The following is a 15631-nucleotide window of genomic DNA, read 5'->3' on the forward strand; positions in this document are numbered from 1 at the left end:
CACCAATGTGACCAGCGATTAGCAGCTTACAGAACTTTTAGACCCAGTCCCCATGCAATTATTTCGATTTATTCTGCCCCTGTTGGTTGCCATTTGCCTATTGTTCACTGGCTCTCCTGCTTTAGCTGCACCTGTAGCTGTATTGCCGGGTCTCAAAGGAGTATTTACGGGTACTCCCCCCACTGATATCGGTGTTTATGAGCAGCAACTGAGTGCCTGTCCCACCTCGCCTAACTGTGTTAGCAGCAGCGCTAGTGATGATGAACACTATATTGCGCCGATTGAGTATACAGCTGCATCTGATGCGGTCCGCGACAAACTGGTGGCCGTTTTGAACAATCAGCCCCGTACTGAAATTGTTGAACAGACCGATGAGTATATTCGAGTCGAGTTTACCAGCCGTCTGATGGGGTTTGTAGACGATGCTGAATTTTATTTTTCGCCCGATGGTAAAACCGTTGCCATCCGTTCTGCGGCGCGGTTAGGTGAATCGGATTTGGGTGTGAATCGGCGGCGGCTAGAGCAGTTTCGCTTGGCGCTCCAGAGTTTAGGCGCTTAAGGATAACAACTGCTGATCGGATCAAAATACCGTGGTCTCTAATCATTGCCATATTCGACCCATGACTCGCGGCGAGCTAGACATTGCCGTTGATTGGGCTGCTGCAGAAGGCTGGAATCCAGGGCTGTACGATGCTGATTGCTTTTACCATGCTGACCCCACTGGGTTTTTGATGGGGTTTCTCGATGGCGAACCGCTGGCTTCGATTTCAGCTATTAAGTATGGTGATTCCTTTGGTTTTATTGGCTTTTATATTGTCAAACCAGAATTTCGGGGGCAAGGCCACGGGTTGGCCCTTTGGCATGCAGCGCTTGAGTCTCTCAAAGGGCGTAATGTTGGCCTAGACGGTGTGGTTGCCCAACAGGAAAACTACGTCAAGTCTGGGTTTAGCCTGGCGTATCGGCAGATCCGCTATGAGGGATTGGGTGGGGGCATTAGCGCTGCTTCGAGCTGCACACCATTGGCCGCATTGCCAGTGGAGAAAGTTGTTGAGTATGATCGGCAATTTTTTCCTGAGGTGCGATCGCACTTTATCCAATGCTGGGTTATCCAACCCCATCACCATGCCATCGCCATAGTAAAGGAGCAAACCCTGGTGGGCTATGGCGTCCTGCGCCCCTGCCGCAGTGGCTATAAGATTGGCCCACTGTTTGCCGACACCGCAACCATGGCCGATGCAATCTTCCGAACCCTGGTAGCCAACGTTCCCCCAGGACAGCCATTTTATTTAGATGTCCCAGAAGTTAATAGCGCCGCCATTGCCCTGGCTGAGCACTATGAAATGCGCTGTGTATTTGAAACAGCGCGGATGTATACCCAGAGCGCTCCACAGTTACCCCTCAACAAAATTTTTGGTGTAACCACGTTTGAGTTAGGGTAGTGCGATCGCCTTAGAACGCTACAATATTAGAAATAAATATTAAGTGTTCGTTACATTGGGACGGGAGTTGGTTATGGGGCGTAAGCAAGCCATCGTAATTGGGGCTGGAATTGGCGGACTTGCCATGGGTATCCGCCTCCAAAGTTTAGGATTTGATACCACCATTGTGGAAATGCTGGATGCCCCCGGTGGTCGCGCTTACGTCAGGAAAGCAGACGGCTTTACCTTTGACATGGGACCGACGGTAATCACGGTCCCTCACTTTATTGAGGAACTGTTTTCCCTAGAGCGTGATAAAGCAGCCCTCACCCAGGACGACTTCCCCACCGAAATTGTCGACGAAAGCAAGCGTATCAAGTCTGGTATCTCGGGTGGTCCCAACACCAGTCGCTACGTCAAAATTGTGCCAGTGCTGCCCTTTTACCGCATCTACTTTGATGACGGCACCTTCTTTGACTATGACAGCGACCCTGAGAACACCCGCCGACAGATTCTAGAGCTAGGTGAACCCGGCGATTTAGAAGGCTATCATCGTTTCCACGCGGCCGCCAAAGCCGTCTTTGAACGCGGATTTTTGGAGCTAGGCTATACTCACTTTGGCAGTGTCGGTTCCATGCTCAAGGTGGTGCCCGAACTGCTGAAGCTAGATGCCGTACGCACCCTATTTAGCTTTACCAGCAAATATTTTAAGAGTGACAAACTGCGTCAGGTGTTTAGCTTTGAACCACTGCTGGTAGGCGGTAACCCTCTTTCAGTCCCTGGCATTTACGCCATGATTCACTTTGTTGAAAGTACCTGGGGTATCCACTTTGCCATGGGCGGCACCGGTGCTTTGGTCAGCGGCTTTGTGAAAAAATTTGAGGACCTGGGGGGCAAGATTATCTACAACGCCAAAGTCAGCAAAATCAATGTCACCAAAGAAAACGGCAAGAAAGTTGTTCAGGGCATTACCCTGGCTGATGGGACAGTAATGCAGGCCGATGCGGTTGTCTCCAATGCAGATTGGGCCACCACCTATGGCAAGATGATTGAGTCTAAGTATCGTTTCTGGAACAGCGACCTGCGGGTAAAAGTGACCCAGCAGTCCATGTCGGTATTTGTCATGTACCTTGGCTTTAAGGCTGACGGTAACGAGAATGCCAAGCTGCGGCACCACAGCATTATCCTGGGTCCCCGTTATGAGGAGCTACTAAAAGATATCTTTGGTCGCAAGATCATGCCCAAAGATTATTCTCAGTATGTGCATCTGCCCACCCTGACCGATCCGTCCCTGGCTCCTGAGGGACATCATGCGGCCTACATTCTGGTACCAGTTCCTAACAATGCTTCGGGCATCAACTGGGATGAGACGGGTGAAAAACTAAAAGACAAGGTGCTCACCTTTATGGATGAGCGGGGCTATCTGCCCAATATCAAAGAGCGGTTGGTACATTGCAGCTACATTACCCCTGACTACTTTGAGAACACCATGATGGCCCACATCGGTAATGCCTTTGGTCCTGAGCCTACACTGATCCAGTCGGCATTCTTTAGACCCCATAACCGCAGTGAGGATATTGCAAACCTCTATATAGTTGGGGCTGGAACTCAGCCAGGGGCAGGTACACCTAGCGTGATGATGTCTGCCAAAATGACAGCTCGTCTGGTGGCTGAAGATTTTGAGGTTGCCCCCGAGATTGTTGGCGGTACATCTGAAACTAAAGAGCCCTCTTTGGTGTAAGCGGTTAGCCGCTATAGCGTGACGTTGGAGCGTCAATCGCTCATCAGCTGAGATAAAGATTGTTCAGGCCCCCAAATCCCTAATGCTGGGGGGCCTGAGTTTTGTTATCCCAAACTTTGTGAAACACCAGTATGCTTGATTGGGCGATCAGGATTATTTTTGACAGGGCGATCAGGATGTTCACGTAGCCGTACATTAAAAGTAACGAAAAACTAAGAGTATTTACCTATTTTTTGCAAACCAGCCCATCCTCCTTAATCAGCGAACATAATTAACACTTTCAGGGTGATTTGCTACCGTCAAGCCATCAAAGTGGCGGATATGAGGGGTTTTATTCAGGTGACCTAGGGACATCTTAGGTCATCTCGTTGATCGTTGTGCCCAAGGAGTTCCCATGGTATTTCTTCCCGCAATCATTGTGTTTGCTGCTGTTTTTCTGCTCTTTTCCAAAGAAGTTCTGACAACAAAAGAGAAGCCTCAGAAGAAAGTAAAGACTGAGGTTTCTGAGCCAAGTATGTCTGATGTACTCCTCAAATATAAGATTCTCAATGAACTTGAAAAATCTTAGGGGTAGCCATTGATCTATTCCTGAGGTTCAGCTTATAAGGCCTATGGGTCAAAATAAATGCCAAAGTGCCTGCTAATTCTTTTTGTCTAGGTTGTGAAAATGTTGCTGCTTTAGGAGAGTGTCTGCATACTGGTGTTACTGATCCTTCCTATGATTTCATCTGTTGAGTCTGGGCGAATCGCACTGTTTTGAGATCGGTTCATTCTCTAAATCAGCAACGGCTTCATACTTTCAGGTTCAAGTTAGGTTCAACATGGTCTCCACAGTTATTGCTGTTCCCGGTGCCAACAACACTCCATTGCGATAATGACCGGTTGCCAAAATCACATTTTCATAGCCTGCTAACGGCTTAATCACTGGAGCTCCTTGACCCTGAGGACGAGGTCGTAATCCGCTCCAGTGACGCAGGGTTCTTGCCTGGGCTACGGCTGGACAGTAGCTGATGGCAATTTGGCGCATTTGTTCTAAATACTCCAGGTTCGGCACCATTTCAATGTCATCACCTAGGGGAAATTCAACCGCTTCACCACCGGGAGGAAATTCTACGGTGGCCCCTACCCAATAACGTTTTTCTCCTAAGGGCACCAAATGGACATCATGGCCGTTGAGCACCGGTTGAAAAATATTGTCATCTAGGGGGTGATCTAGCTCAATTTCTATGGCTTGGCCCAACACTGGGATCATCGGTAGTGGTTCTTGCCCGAGCTGGCTTAAGTCTGCTGAGTTTAGACCTGCCGATATAATCACCCAGTCTACTTCTAAGGTTTCTTCGGGTAGCTGGAGCTGAGAGCAATAGCCAGCTCGTTTATTTAAGCCTAAAACTGGGCTTTGCCAGTGGGTAGTGACGCCGCGCTGTTGGGCCGCTTCAACCAGGGCTAATGTTAGTTCTTGGGGATGAACCTGACCGTCTTGGGGGGAGTAGATGGCGGCGGCTGCCGTATTGGCATTTACCTGGGGGCAGCGTTCGTGTAGCTGTTGTGGTGACCAGATTTCTAAGGGATATCCTTGGTTGGTGCGTTTGGCCTGGAGCGATTGCCAGCGTGGGATTTGTTCAGGGTCAAAACAGAGGCTGACTAGGCCCTGGATGTGAGGAATCGGACGTTCTAAAGATTTTTCTAGTTCGGGGAGTAGTGTTTTGTAGCGCTCAATGCTGTCTCGACGCAGTCGCCAGTTGCGGCCTTTGACTTTGTGGCTGATGATGCCCATTAAAACGCCCAAGGCTGCTTGGGTAGAGCCTTGGGCAGGATTCTCTTGATCGATGATATGAATGTCAAGATGGCTGTGGCGACTCAGCTCGTAAGCTAGGGTAGCGCCAACTATTCCACAACCAACAATAGCAATTCGTGTCATCCAGTGGCTTAATCTACAACTGATTCCTCGGTGGGTACGAGGTTGAGCAAGGTGCTCAAATCTTTGGCAAAATTGATGTAAGCCGCATTGGTGCGGTTGCCATCAAAAGCGCCAACAGCGGCGCTCATGGTTTCGAGGTCGGCTGAAATCTTGTCTGATAGTTTCAAGGCTTCGGCTTTATCGTCGGGTAATAGTTGAAAGGCTAAGCGGTTCATGCGCTCTCTGAGTTCGCCTAGGGGACCGTGGATAAAGTTATCGATATTAGCCCAGTTTTCTTCACGGATATAGCCTGCTAGCTCGGGAAGACGGTCTTTTGACGTTTGAATACGACCTGCGTAAACTGCGATCTGAGCGATCTGCTCGGTGGAGTATGTGGGGGGTGCAGCCGCCTGACCGCCAGAACTGCAGCTGACAAGTAGTGTCGCGATCGCAACCAGAAATATGCCCATAAGCGATCGCGCCAGTGATCGAAACCGTTCCATACCTGCAATACCTCTTAAAATGCTCCCAGTGCGATGTGCGCTAGATATTTAAGCCATAACGCAGCATCAAACCCAGCTAATTATAGTACGTCACTCATGGCGAAATCACGTTCATACTAGCCTTATCGAGGACTACTAAGAAGGTAATCAATGCCTAGCATTTTGATTCGTTCAATGATACTGACGCTCTAACGATATGTAGCAATTTAATTCCGTATTCACGAAAGTTTTTTATTTCAGTCAGAAATTTGAGGTAGACGGCGCAGCTGGTGGTTTTGTTCCTGTCAAATGTATGGACGATTTGAATACTCTTATTGAAAAGGCTCAACTCTCCATACATCAATTATTTAGCCGCCTTTTCAATCTTTCATCCCCTGTAGTTATCCGCATTGTGCTTGACCACTTAATGTGCAGGAAGCAGAAAGAGAATAATGAAGCCCATTTTGCATAAAATAACAGTTGGATTAGGCGTAGTAGGTTTCCTACTAGCTTGCTCGCAGAGGAGTGCAAACGCTTTCAATCTAAAGGCTGAGACGTTAAATGGCTCACAAGTCGTACAAGATAGTCGAACTGGATTGACCTGGCTAAAATTAACTGAAACAGATGGATTAAGCCCTAATAGTGCATTGACTAGATTTCCAAGTTACTCCTGGGCTAATGGTGAAGCAGTAAATGGGTTATTTTTATCTCTACAACAGGACTTTGGAGGTGAAATTTTTAGCGTTAATACAGGTGGAATTTCGGGAGCTAGAGCACAAAATAGTGCATTTTTATCTCTCTTTGGCTTGACCCTGCCAGGGGGGGCTCGCGGATGGTATGACCAAGAAATTGTCGATAACTCCTCCACTATGGTCCGTGTATCCACAAATACTTTGATAGTCGCCAGGTTTATTGGTATCGGCGACTCAGGGGCTGCAAGGCGTCAATCTGGTGTCTTCTTAGTAAAAGACAATACTCCCGCTGAACCCATTCCCACACCAGCTCTCCTTCCTGGTCTCATCGGCATGGGGGTCGCCGCCCTGCGTAAACGTATTCGTGAGCCTCAGTAAAACATATCTCTGGGTGTAGTTACACTGTTGACGGGTTCCTTGCGATCGCAAAATACAAACTTTGTCTAATACCATGCATATTGGATATTAGGTTTACCGTATTTAGCCAGATAACAACAGAGCCCGTCACTATGAGATTACTCGTTCAACTTATCGGCCTAGTCCTCATGCTATTTGGGATTTATTTTCTAGGCAAAAACATTTTCTTCACAACTAATGTTAGCCCTTACTTCTGGCGTGGCCTTGCTGCCGATGCTTCAATCTTTTTACTGTGTGCTGGTATTTGTCTCCTAGTATTTATGCCCCTTGGATTCATGAAGCAGTTAGGTTGGATTTTTGTCGCCGCTGGCATCCTCTGTATTTTTGTCAGTAGTCGAGCAATTCTAAACCCCACTAGCCTCTGGCAATTTTTCGTTGCAACAGCATCCATGGCGTTTGGGTATCGGTTGTTTGCTACTGGTCGGATGGCTTAGCTCTGAGCTGAAGCATTATGCGGAGAGCGGGAGTAAGGAGATTGCACAACAATAAAGTCCCAGGTTGAGGCTGTAGATGGGTGGATGAGTGATGGGGTAACGGGAAATTATTGAAGCGCTGGAACCGAATGACTCTATCAACAACAATAAGCCTAAACATAGAAGTTCCTGAAGCTCTCTATCTCTCTATAACAAAGTGACTCGATACAGTGATTCGATACATAGAAGAGGATCGGGAATGGGATAGCGATCTCCCCCGCTAAGGAATGGGGAGCAAACAGTTAGTTTTGACTTTGCTGATGTTCGCATAGCCCTTACCCCAGCCTTCTCCCCCGGAGAGGGAGCTAGATTCCAAGTGTCTTCTCCCCTCGGGAAAAAGAGTTAGGATGTAGACGCCTGAGTGGCTACTCCCAGAGTGGGCAAAAAGCTGGACATTAATAAATCCTGATTCCTAAGCTGCGCGATAACGGGAATCCCCTCCCGAAAGAAAAGCTGGAATTTAGTGTGGCTACACCCGTCTTCAGCGAAGGGTGTGTTTGCAGGAAAATACCCCCGGATGGAAACAAGGGTATTTTGTACATCTATGAAGTAATGATAATGAAATCGCTAATAAATTCCATCTACTGGGCTTTAGCCAGGACTTCTGCACGAATCCGACTGGATTCGTGCTCATTACTTAATAAAAAGACTTAGCATACTTTTCGCTGCTGCATCGGGAAAGCTGCCGCAGTTCATCACAACCGCTTAGATTAACTACGACCTTTGGCTGAGTTGGAGCTCATCTAACCACCTCAAAGCTTGCGACTAAAGTCTAGCTATTTGCGCTGAATCGTATGAACATACTAGCGCAGATGGGGGCAGACGAATGGACTTGGGGCACTGTTCCTAACTATGAAACACCTATAAAGAAACGAGCCTCAATGCCTCTTGTATTAAGGGTTTTTAATGCGAACTTTGTAGAGCGATAAGAAAAAACCCCTGATTTGACTCAGGGGTTTCATGAAGAATGGAATTGTATTTATATGACGAATACTGCAGCCAAAGTTCCGTAGAAATACTTTTTAGACGAAGGTATAGGACGCTACCTAAGACCGTCGCAGTGCTTCGCCTATACCCGAAGAGTTAAGGGGGATAGGTTCGACTCTCAAGCACTGATCCTCTAAGTGCTCTGCGAACTCTGTTTAGAAAGGGTTTTATTACCAAGGACTGCCGATGGTGGTAAAAGAGGCCCAAAAATAGGGATGGGAAAAGAGGCTACTGTCAATCTGAGATAGATCTTCCGGTAGCTCCAGGGTGCCCCCAGACCAGATCAGCTGGCCGTTTTCTACTTGAATGTCGCCATTGAGCATGGCCAGTTGGGCCTGGCGTAGGGCTTTGGCCTTGATCGGTTCGGTTTGTAAACTGGTGTAAAACTGGGTCATCAGTCCGGCGGTGCCCACATCGTCTACTTTCCATAGGCTGGCGATGGCGGTTTTAACTCCAGCCTGTACGGCTAAGCCAGCAAATCCTAGTTCGGCTTCTTCATTGCCTAGGGCTGTGCGGCAGGCACTGAGTACCATCAGCTCAACAGCGGGATCATTTAACCCTAGCGATCGCACCTGGTCGAGGCTAAGACGCTGGTCCCAAAACTGAATGTAGGAATTGTCGAGACTGCCCGCTTTAAATTCACCGTGGGTGGCCAGGTGGACAATGCCGTAAGGTTTACGGGCGCGGCTAGCCTTAAGGGCATCAGGGGTAAAGGTTTCGTTGATCACAAAGTCGCCGGGCCATAGCTGGTCGGCAATAGTGCTGAGTTCGATGGGGACAGCGGGTAGTTCAGGCTGGTCGGCAAAGTCCGAGGCTCCCATGGCTAAGACTTCGGTCTGGCGTACGTCCACATAGCGCAGGTCTGTCAAGCTAACGCTGGGCATCAGTCCGACGCTGTAGCGCTCGATCAGAAACTGGTCGCCATTGTGGAGGGCGGATACGGGGAGCGATCGTAATCCAGGCGGCATCACAAAGGCCAGATTGGTAATCCCCCGTTGTGTGAGTTCCGCTTCTAAGGGGTCAATCAGCCAGGAATCTAGCGCTTGAGCTGCACTCAGATAGGTGCGGGTGCGGAACCGACCGGGATTAATCACATTACGACGGAACCGATCAGCGGTTCTTTGCAACTGTTCATGCTGAACCGGCAGCGTCTTTAGAATGGGTGGACCATCCGGTGTGATCACCACCAACTCAAGGATGTCAGTGGCCTGAATTTCACGACCAGCTTTGGGAGCCACTGCACCAGGCTCACCTGCTGTATCCCCTGGGACAAAGGAGACATAAATAATGGCGGGCGGCTCGCCGGTTTCTTCCGCAATTAACGACAGCTCCATCTGGACCTGCGGCAGGTTGGGGATGGTGCCTTCTTCTGTACCCAGGTTGAGATAGTCTTGAAACTCGTCAGTATAGCGAGTCTCATTCCGTAAAATTGCCTGCTGGGCATCGGGTAGCAGTTGGGGTTCAACTGAGATCACCACCTCTGGATTGTCATCTATAAGTTCTGGTCTGGGACGATTGGTGGTGCAATCGGCATCACAGTCATCTACATCCGGTAGTTCAGGGTCCGGGTCTGGATCAGGATCGGGGTCCGGATCGGGGTCCGGGTCTGGATCAGGCGGGTCTCCTGTTAAGATTGAAATATCTCCTCGAATCTCATCGCCTAGAAAAGACTCAACAGGTTGAATCTCACTCTCGGTTGCAACAATGGCACCAGCTGTACCATTGACCCCAGCATCACCCACATCAAACGGAGTCAGACCGTTGCCGCCGTGGGTAATGGTGACCTGGCCGTTACGGCTGAGCACACTGCCCTCTAAATCAGGAAAATTTCCTTCTGACATAAACAGTTGAGCAATGCCTAAGGCTCTAAAGAACTTTGGCGTTGTCACGGTAATATCACCATTGGCGACCAAACTCTCCACTTGAATATCGTTGTCGCTAATTAGAGTTAGCTGGTTGCCTGTATTTAGTTCGTCCGATATTAAAATACCTATGGGATTGGTGGTGCTATTACCAGTGATTTCCAGAGAGCTGTCAAGTGTGTTCAGATTCCCATCGATACGGACCCCAACATCGGTCTCACTGTTGCCAACTAGCGTAATCCCATTACCTGAGAAAATTGCAGCGGTCTCTTCAATGAGAATGCCAGGCCGATTACCAGCGGTACCGGTTAAGCTCACCAATCCACCCAGTCCCTCTTCAGAAAAGATAGCGGTTGTATCAACAGTGTTGTTGCCCGCTATAAGAATAGCTGAGAGATCGCCTGCTCTAGTTAAATTACTGCTGTCGGCTGATATGGTTAGATCTCCACCAGAGGTGTTAATGGCGCTGCCAAAAAAGATTTCGCCAACCGTGTCAATCACCACTTGACCTACACCACCGCCGTTTGTATCCGCCAGCAGCTCCACATTCAGTGGCTGTGGCGGCAGGCCGAATTCGCTGTTGAGTTCTAAATCTGGCTGAATCGTACCATTAATAAAAATACTGCCCGCAGCTTGTAGAGATAAGGTCGCCTCACCATCAATGGTGTCATAGAACAAATCACTGACCAGGGTAATATTGCCCTCTTCTGTACCATCAGTCCCTGTGGTTATGGTTACCGTTCCTCCTTGACCCAGGGCATCAATAATTAAACCAACATTGATCTGGGCAGGGGAGGACAGGGGACTGAAAACATCACCTGTTTCGTCAAAGGGCGTTGTTTCAAAATTGCCAATCTCCACATTTAATGGATCAATCAGCCATAAACCGGCGGTGCCCGCTGGGGCCGATACATTTGGAGTATTGTTCCCTAGGGTTAACCCCTGCAGACCGCTAGTTTCAATCAGACCGCCGTTCCCACCGTTAGGACCGCCTTTGGCTAAAAACTGTCCCAGGGCGTTGGTGGTTTGATCGCTCCAGACAATGATTTCACCACCGTTGCCATTCACCGTAGCACTGGCATCGACAACAGAATCCGCACTGACATAGACAATCTCGGCATTGGGTAATGGTCCCTGGCCTTGATAGCTGCCACCAATCTGGATGACACCACCGCCGTCAGGGTCGCTAGCATCGAGCTGACTGCTAACCATCCCGACAGTATCTCCTAGCAGGGTAATGTCCCTGGCGGTGATTTCTCCATTGACAATGGTGGTGCCAGGGGTATTTGGGATGGCCAGGTCGCTGTTGACCAGTCGTACAGTTCCGTCGGTGTCTAACTCCAGACTACTGATGGTAGTATCCCCTGCTCCCGTTAAGAGTTCTGGCAGGGTGAATGGAGATAATACTGTGTCGCCGCTGGGGGCAATGTCATAGCTGAGCAGTGAACCGTCTGGGCTGAGACGAATCATTTGTTCACTGGCAACAGATGAGATCGCAACCTCTCCAGCTGATAGATTGCCGGTGGAAACAACGGTGCCACCCGCCAACATCAGCGAGTTGTTTTCACCAAGATTTAAATTAGCGGTATTGACCACTGAACCGAGGCGACTCAACCGAAATACCAACCCCGTTGGACTACCCACAAGACTGCCATAGTCAGGGGTGCCCACCATCTCCAAAATGTCTTCTCCAAAGGCCAATCCATCAGCGGTAGAAACACTCAGATCGCCCGGTAACGCCAGGGTCGCATCTGGACCAAATACCACCCCCACTGGATTCAGCAAAAATAGATTGGCCGTGCTGCCTGTGATCCCTAGCTGGCCATTAATAATCGATGGATTCCCACCATTAATTCGCCCAATTACATTCACCACATTGGGCTGAGTTATGAAGGTAGCGGCTTCTGCTGAGGTAAGACCAAATTGTTCAAAACTATGAAAGAGATTCTCTCCATCGTTGGAGCGGGTTCCCCCTGTAATCTGATGGTCGCCATTAACATTCGTAACAGTTGTATTGGCTCCATTGGGGGTAATCGACTGCGCCCCAACATTACCCCCCCCGACTAACAGGCCACTGATGATCAGGGCTGCACAACTTCTGATGCATACCATCGTTAATGTCTCCAGCAGATAGGGTATCTCACACCATGACCTATATTCCTAGTAATGAGGGATTTTACCGGAATATCTATGGAGTTCTATGTGATCTTGTTGTGAATTTATCTAGTTTTGATACAAGAAATAACACAGTTTACGTATCACGTAAGTAACCATTCTGGTGATACCACTGTACTGTATCTTTGATAGTCTCTTTCAGAGGACGATAGGAGGTTTTTAGCCCCTGAGCTGCTTTCGAGGCGTCGAACCACTGTCTTGACATCATGATTCTCACTATATCGCCATGAAAGAAAGGTCTCTTCCCCCTAATGCGACCAATCAGGTTTTGCAAAAATGTCCATAGGGGGACCGCAAATCGGGGTAGCTTTTTGCTAGGGACTGGCTGCCCACTAGCTTCGGACAGGTCATGCATGATTTCACTGACCGAGTAATAGCCCCCGGTAACCAGGTAGCGTTCATTGGGCAGACCGGAATAGACGGCGGATAACATGGCCATGGCCACATCACGGGCATCCACAATGGGAATCCCACCACCCGGTATCACAGGAGCTTTACCTTTTAAGAAGTTAAGAATAAACCGTCCCATCTCTGTAGGGGCAGAATCGTTAGGTCCCATCATGCCGGCGGGCAAAATCAGGACTACGGGAAGCTTGTGGGATTTTAGAAAATTAGAAATGGCTTCTTCAGCCATCAGCTTACTCTTAAAGTAGGGATTCTTATGGTTCCATTCCTGGAAGGGCGTGGACTCGTTACTGGGAGCTCCGCCACGGATAATACCGACACAGCCGCAGGCGCTGCTAACGTGGATCACCTTAGAGACTCCAGCCTGATCGGCGGCTTCGAGCAGTTTGACGGTGGCATCGACGTTAATGGCCTTAAGTTGCTGCCAGTGATCGCCATAATCAAAGGATTCGCGAAAGTAAGATGCGGTGTGAAATAGCACATCACAGCCCTGTAGATAATGGGCAAAGGCATCGACCTCTTGCAGGTCTCCCTGGATGATTTTCAACTTGGGATGTTCTTCTAGAACCTTACTGGCTTTGGTTAACTCACGCGTTAATGCAATTACCTCAAATCCCTGACTTAGTAGCAATTGGGTTAGGTTGCTACCTAGCAGACCGGTACTGCCAGTCACAAACGCTTTCATAAAAACTCCTATATGTGGATAAAACTGGCTGAATATGAATAATGCCCTGCTAGAGCAGGATGTACCGCAGCTATCAGACGGTTGAGTCTAGTCGGTATCGGTGTAGAGCATGTAATGGCTCAGTAGATAAGCCAATCATTGGCAACCTGATAGTCACCAGCCATTCACCAGAACCATATACAGACTCAAATACTGATAATCCGATGCAATATGTATCTCTTTAGTGCTTTGTGCTTAGTATCTCAGTCAATTTAAGTAAATATATTGGGTCTTGATTTTGTCTTGATATTTGATTAGAGATGTCAGATTAGGGCTCAGGGTTCCTTAAAAACCCCACCGGGTTGTTCTTTAGGACAACCCGGTGGCAGGTTAATCCACTAACACTTCTTGTAAGAGCGGTGCTAGTTCGTCCTTTATCTGTCCAGCTCGGATAAACTCGGCGTAGGTATCTGACTCAATCGCTAATAGTTCTTCTTTGATTTGCTCAGCGGCAAAGGTTTGCAGGTCTGGATATTTGGCCTGCAGGGTTTGTAATTCTTCCTGGAGTTTGTCCACCTGACCCTGGACTAAGGCGAGCTGATAGCGACCAAATTCGGCGTCAACTTCCTGTCGCTCCATGAGTTCTTTAATCCGGCCGATGACTCGGTTGAGGGCCACCCGTCTGGCAATGGCCTGCATGTATTCTTGTCGTAGGGGCTGATCACCTAGGAGATTCAATGCTTCTAGCAGTGGTTTGGTGGTTAATCCCTGGACCAGCAGGGTAAACAACATGACGCCAAAGACCGTGGCAATAATCTCTTCTCGTTCGGCTAGGGCGGCAGGTACACTCAGGGCCAGGGCGACGGAGACAGAGCCGCGCAGTCCTCCCCACCAGAGTACGGTTTGTCCTTGCCAGCTGATGTCTGTGTTATCAGGGGTGATCATGTTGCTAAAAAAGCTGAGGCCAAAGACACTGATCAAACGAGCCAGCAGCATGGTTGCGATCGCAATGCCAATGGATTCTGTATAGTTACTCAAACTGCTGAACTCCACCTGATCCCCAATCAGTAAAAACACAATGGAGTTGACAAAAAATGCCAGAAATTCCCAAAACTCTGATACCACCAGCCGAGTCCGAGGGTTCATGCCAATGCGGGACCCAAAGTTGCCCAAAATCAACGCTGTAGTGACGACCGCAATCACTCCAGAGCCCCCCAGCTCCTCCGCCACAATGTAGGTGCCATAGGCCGACACCAGGGTGAGCGATTGCTCCACCAGCGGTAGATCAAACCGCTGGGTCAAAAATGAAATGCCAAAACCAATCAGGGCACCCGTGCTGACGGCAATGCCGGTGAAGACCAAAAACTGGGCAATGGTCACCGATAGGTCAAACTGTTCTACACCCAGGGCAATGCCAATCACCAGGTTAAAGGCAACAACCGCCACCCCATCGTTAAACAGACTCTCGCCCTCCATCAGCGTCGTCAGCCGTTTATTCACCCCTAGTTCTCGAAATAGGGCCACCACCGAAACCGGGTCGGTGGCCGATAGACTGGCCCCCACCAGTAGGGCCGTGGCCAGGGATGCTCCAGCCACATTCAGCAATCCCCAAAGCAGTGCGCCCACGCAGATCACCACCCCAACAATGGCGTAGAGCACAATCGGTATCCAGTCTCGCTTGAGGTTTTCCCAGCGGATATTCCAGGCCGCCTCAAACAGCAGCGGCGGCAAGAAGATAAACAAAATGAGCCCAGGCGATAGATTCACCAGTCGCACATTCAGCACCGCCAAGCCTAGACCAACCAGCAGCAGCAGCAGCGTGTAGGGAATATTCCGCAGCCAGCTGACGACCCGCGATAGCGTGGCCACCCCCAAAGATACGGAAAGCACCAGCAAAAACTGACGCAGGTTTTCTTCAATGGCTGCATCTTCAACCATGATGTCCGTAGCGGCGGCAGCAGTCGCTAAAACACCGTGCAAATCAGGCAAACCACTCTCTAAGACCATGACATACGAATACCGGCAATCAAGGCTACATGATAAGGGCTTTATCGTTTATTTAGTCAGGGAACTTGCAATTTGCCTAAAATCTCTCTCTTTGGGCGGAATTGGGCCATCCGGGAGTCTTGTCTAGGAACCAATACATTCTCGTTTACGCATCGCCAGCATCAGCACCTAACAGATTGAGCCTAAAGGTTATGGGTCTGTAAAGACCGATAAATATTCGGTGTTTGTTGGCCACGCATCGGATGCAGGATGCTGATGATTTGCGGGGGCACTGGACATTTGGATAGGAAAAAAGTCTATCTACCCAATAACGCTGATTGGGCTGTACCAGGGTCAGGCTCATTATTTATCGAACGTATAGTTAGCTCACTTAATTCATTAGGAGCAGCCCTGGGGAGCCCCTGACGCTGC

At 49.1% G+C, this 15631-nt stretch carries 11 protein-coding genes; 6 read left to right on the plus strand and 5 right to left on the minus strand.

Annotated elements, in window-relative coordinates; genetic code table 11:
* Positions 1–52: 52 nt before the first annotated feature.
* The 4 genes from N836_RS66235 to N836_RS76760 all read left to right on the plus strand — a co-directional run bounded on the left by N836_RS66235 (position 53) and on the right by N836_RS76760 (position 3727).
* Positions 53–559 carry a DUF1499 domain-containing protein gene (locus N836_RS66235; protein ID WP_023075798.1) on the plus strand — a complete coding sequence of 169 codons (507 nt, stop codon included), beginning with the start codon at positions 53–55 and terminating at the stop codon, positions 557–559.
* 31 nt (positions 560–590) lie between these two features.
* Positions 591–1439 (plus strand): GNAT family N-acetyltransferase, encoded by an 849-nt coding sequence (locus N836_RS66240; protein ID WP_235071169.1) that lies wholly within the window; start codon positions 591–593, stop codon positions 1437–1439.
* Positions 1440–1512: 73 nt separating this feature from the next.
* Positions 1513–3159: a phytoene desaturase family protein gene (gene crtI, locus N836_RS66245; protein ID WP_023075800.1), complete on the plus strand. Its 1647-nt coding sequence runs from the start codon at positions 1513–1515 to the stop codon at positions 3157–3159.
* Positions 3160–3553: 394 nt separating this feature from the next.
* Positions 3554–3727, plus strand: a complete 174-nt coding sequence (locus N836_RS76760; RefSeq protein ID WP_023075801.1) for a hypothetical protein — start codon at positions 3554–3556, stop codon at positions 3725–3727.
* A 237-nt stretch (positions 3728–3964) separates the two neighbouring features.
* On the opposite strand, the gene N836_RS66250 is transcribed toward N836_RS76760, so the two are convergent.
* Together N836_RS66250 and psbQ are read right to left on the minus strand one after the other, a co-directional pair.
* On the minus strand, positions 3965–5077 hold the full coding sequence (locus N836_RS66250) for an NAD(P)/FAD-dependent oxidoreductase (RefSeq protein ID WP_023075802.1): 1113 nt from the start codon (positions 5075–5077) through the stop codon (positions 3965–3967).
* Between the two features lie 8 nt (positions 5078–5085).
* Positions 5086–5559: a photosystem II protein PsbQ gene (psbQ, locus tag N836_RS66255; protein WP_031294009.1), complete on the minus strand. Its 474-nt coding sequence runs from the start codon at positions 5557–5559 to the stop codon at positions 5086–5088.
* Between the two features lie 626 nt (positions 5560–6185).
* Here psbQ and N836_RS66260 point away from each other — a divergent pair.
* Both N836_RS66260 and N836_RS66265 read left to right on the plus strand, forming a co-directional pair.
* Positions 6186–6608 carry a PTPA-CTERM sorting domain-containing protein gene (locus N836_RS66260; RefSeq protein ID WP_161635036.1) on the plus strand — a complete coding sequence of 141 codons (423 nt, stop codon included), beginning with the start codon at positions 6186–6188 and terminating at the stop codon, positions 6606–6608.
* A 131-nt stretch (positions 6609–6739) separates the two neighbouring features.
* On the plus strand, positions 6740–7081 hold the full coding sequence (locus N836_RS66265; RefSeq protein WP_031294011.1) for a hypothetical protein: 342 nt from the start codon (positions 6740–6742) through the stop codon (positions 7079–7081).
* Between the two features lie 1196 nt (positions 7082–8277).
* Here N836_RS66265 and N836_RS73865 read toward each other — a convergent pair.
* The 3 genes from N836_RS73865 to N836_RS66275 all read right to left on the minus strand — a co-directional run bounded on the left by N836_RS73865 (position 8278) and on the right by N836_RS66275 (position 15220).
* Positions 8278–12081 carry a CHAT domain-containing protein gene (locus N836_RS73865; protein WP_023075806.1) on the minus strand — a complete coding sequence of 1268 codons (3804 nt, stop codon included), beginning with the start codon at positions 12079–12081 and terminating at the stop codon, positions 8278–8280.
* A 139-nt stretch (positions 12082–12220) separates the two neighbouring features.
* Complete coding sequence (locus N836_RS66270) at positions 12221–13234, minus strand: SDR family NAD(P)-dependent oxidoreductase (RefSeq protein ID WP_023075807.1); 1014 nt, start codon at positions 13232–13234, stop codon at positions 12221–12223.
* Positions 13235–13603: 369 nt separating this feature from the next.
* Positions 13604–15220, minus strand: coding sequence for a cation:proton antiporter (locus tag N836_RS66275; protein WP_023075808.1), 1617 nt, complete (start codon positions 15218–15220; stop codon positions 13604–13606).
* Positions 15221–15631: the final 411 nt, after the last annotated feature.

It is taken from the genome of Leptolyngbya sp. Heron Island J, assembly GCF_000482245.1.
In the GTDB taxonomy this organism is placed as follows: Bacteria; Cyanobacteriota; Cyanobacteriia; order Phormidesmidales; family Phormidesmidaceae; genus Leptothoe.

Excerpts from the sequence above, each read along its gene's own strand:
- N836_RS66270 (WP_023075807.1), bottom strand. The coding sequence starts at position 13,234 with ATGAAAGCGTTTGTGACTGGCAGTACCGGTCTGCTAGGTAGCAACCTA.
- N836_RS73865 (WP_023075806.1), bottom strand. The coding sequence starts at position 12,081 with ATGGTATGCATCAGAAGTTGTGCAGCCCTGATCATCAGTGGCCTGTTA.
- N836_RS76760 (WP_023075801.1), top strand. The coding sequence starts at position 3,554 with ATGGTATTTCTTCCCGCAATCATTGTGTTTGCTGCTGTTTTTCTGCTC.
- psbQ (WP_031294009.1), bottom strand. The coding sequence starts at position 5,559 with ATGGAACGGTTTCGATCACTGGCGCGATCGCTTATGGGCATATTTCTG.
- N836_RS66265 (WP_031294011.1), top strand. The coding sequence starts at position 6,740 with ATGAGATTACTCGTTCAACTTATCGGCCTAGTCCTCATGCTATTTGGG.
- N836_RS66275 (WP_023075808.1), bottom strand. The coding sequence starts at position 15,220 with ATGGTCTTAGAGAGTGGTTTGCCTGATTTGCACGGTGTTTTAGCGACT.
- N836_RS66250 (WP_023075802.1), bottom strand. The coding sequence starts at position 5,077 with ATGACACGAATTGCTATTGTTGGTTGTGGAATAGTTGGCGCTACCCTA.
- crtI (WP_023075800.1), top strand. The coding sequence starts at position 1,513 with ATGGGGCGTAAGCAAGCCATCGTAATTGGGGCTGGAATTGGCGGACTT.
- N836_RS66235 (WP_023075798.1), top strand. The coding sequence starts at position 53 with ATGCAATTATTTCGATTTATTCTGCCCCTGTTGGTTGCCATTTGCCTA.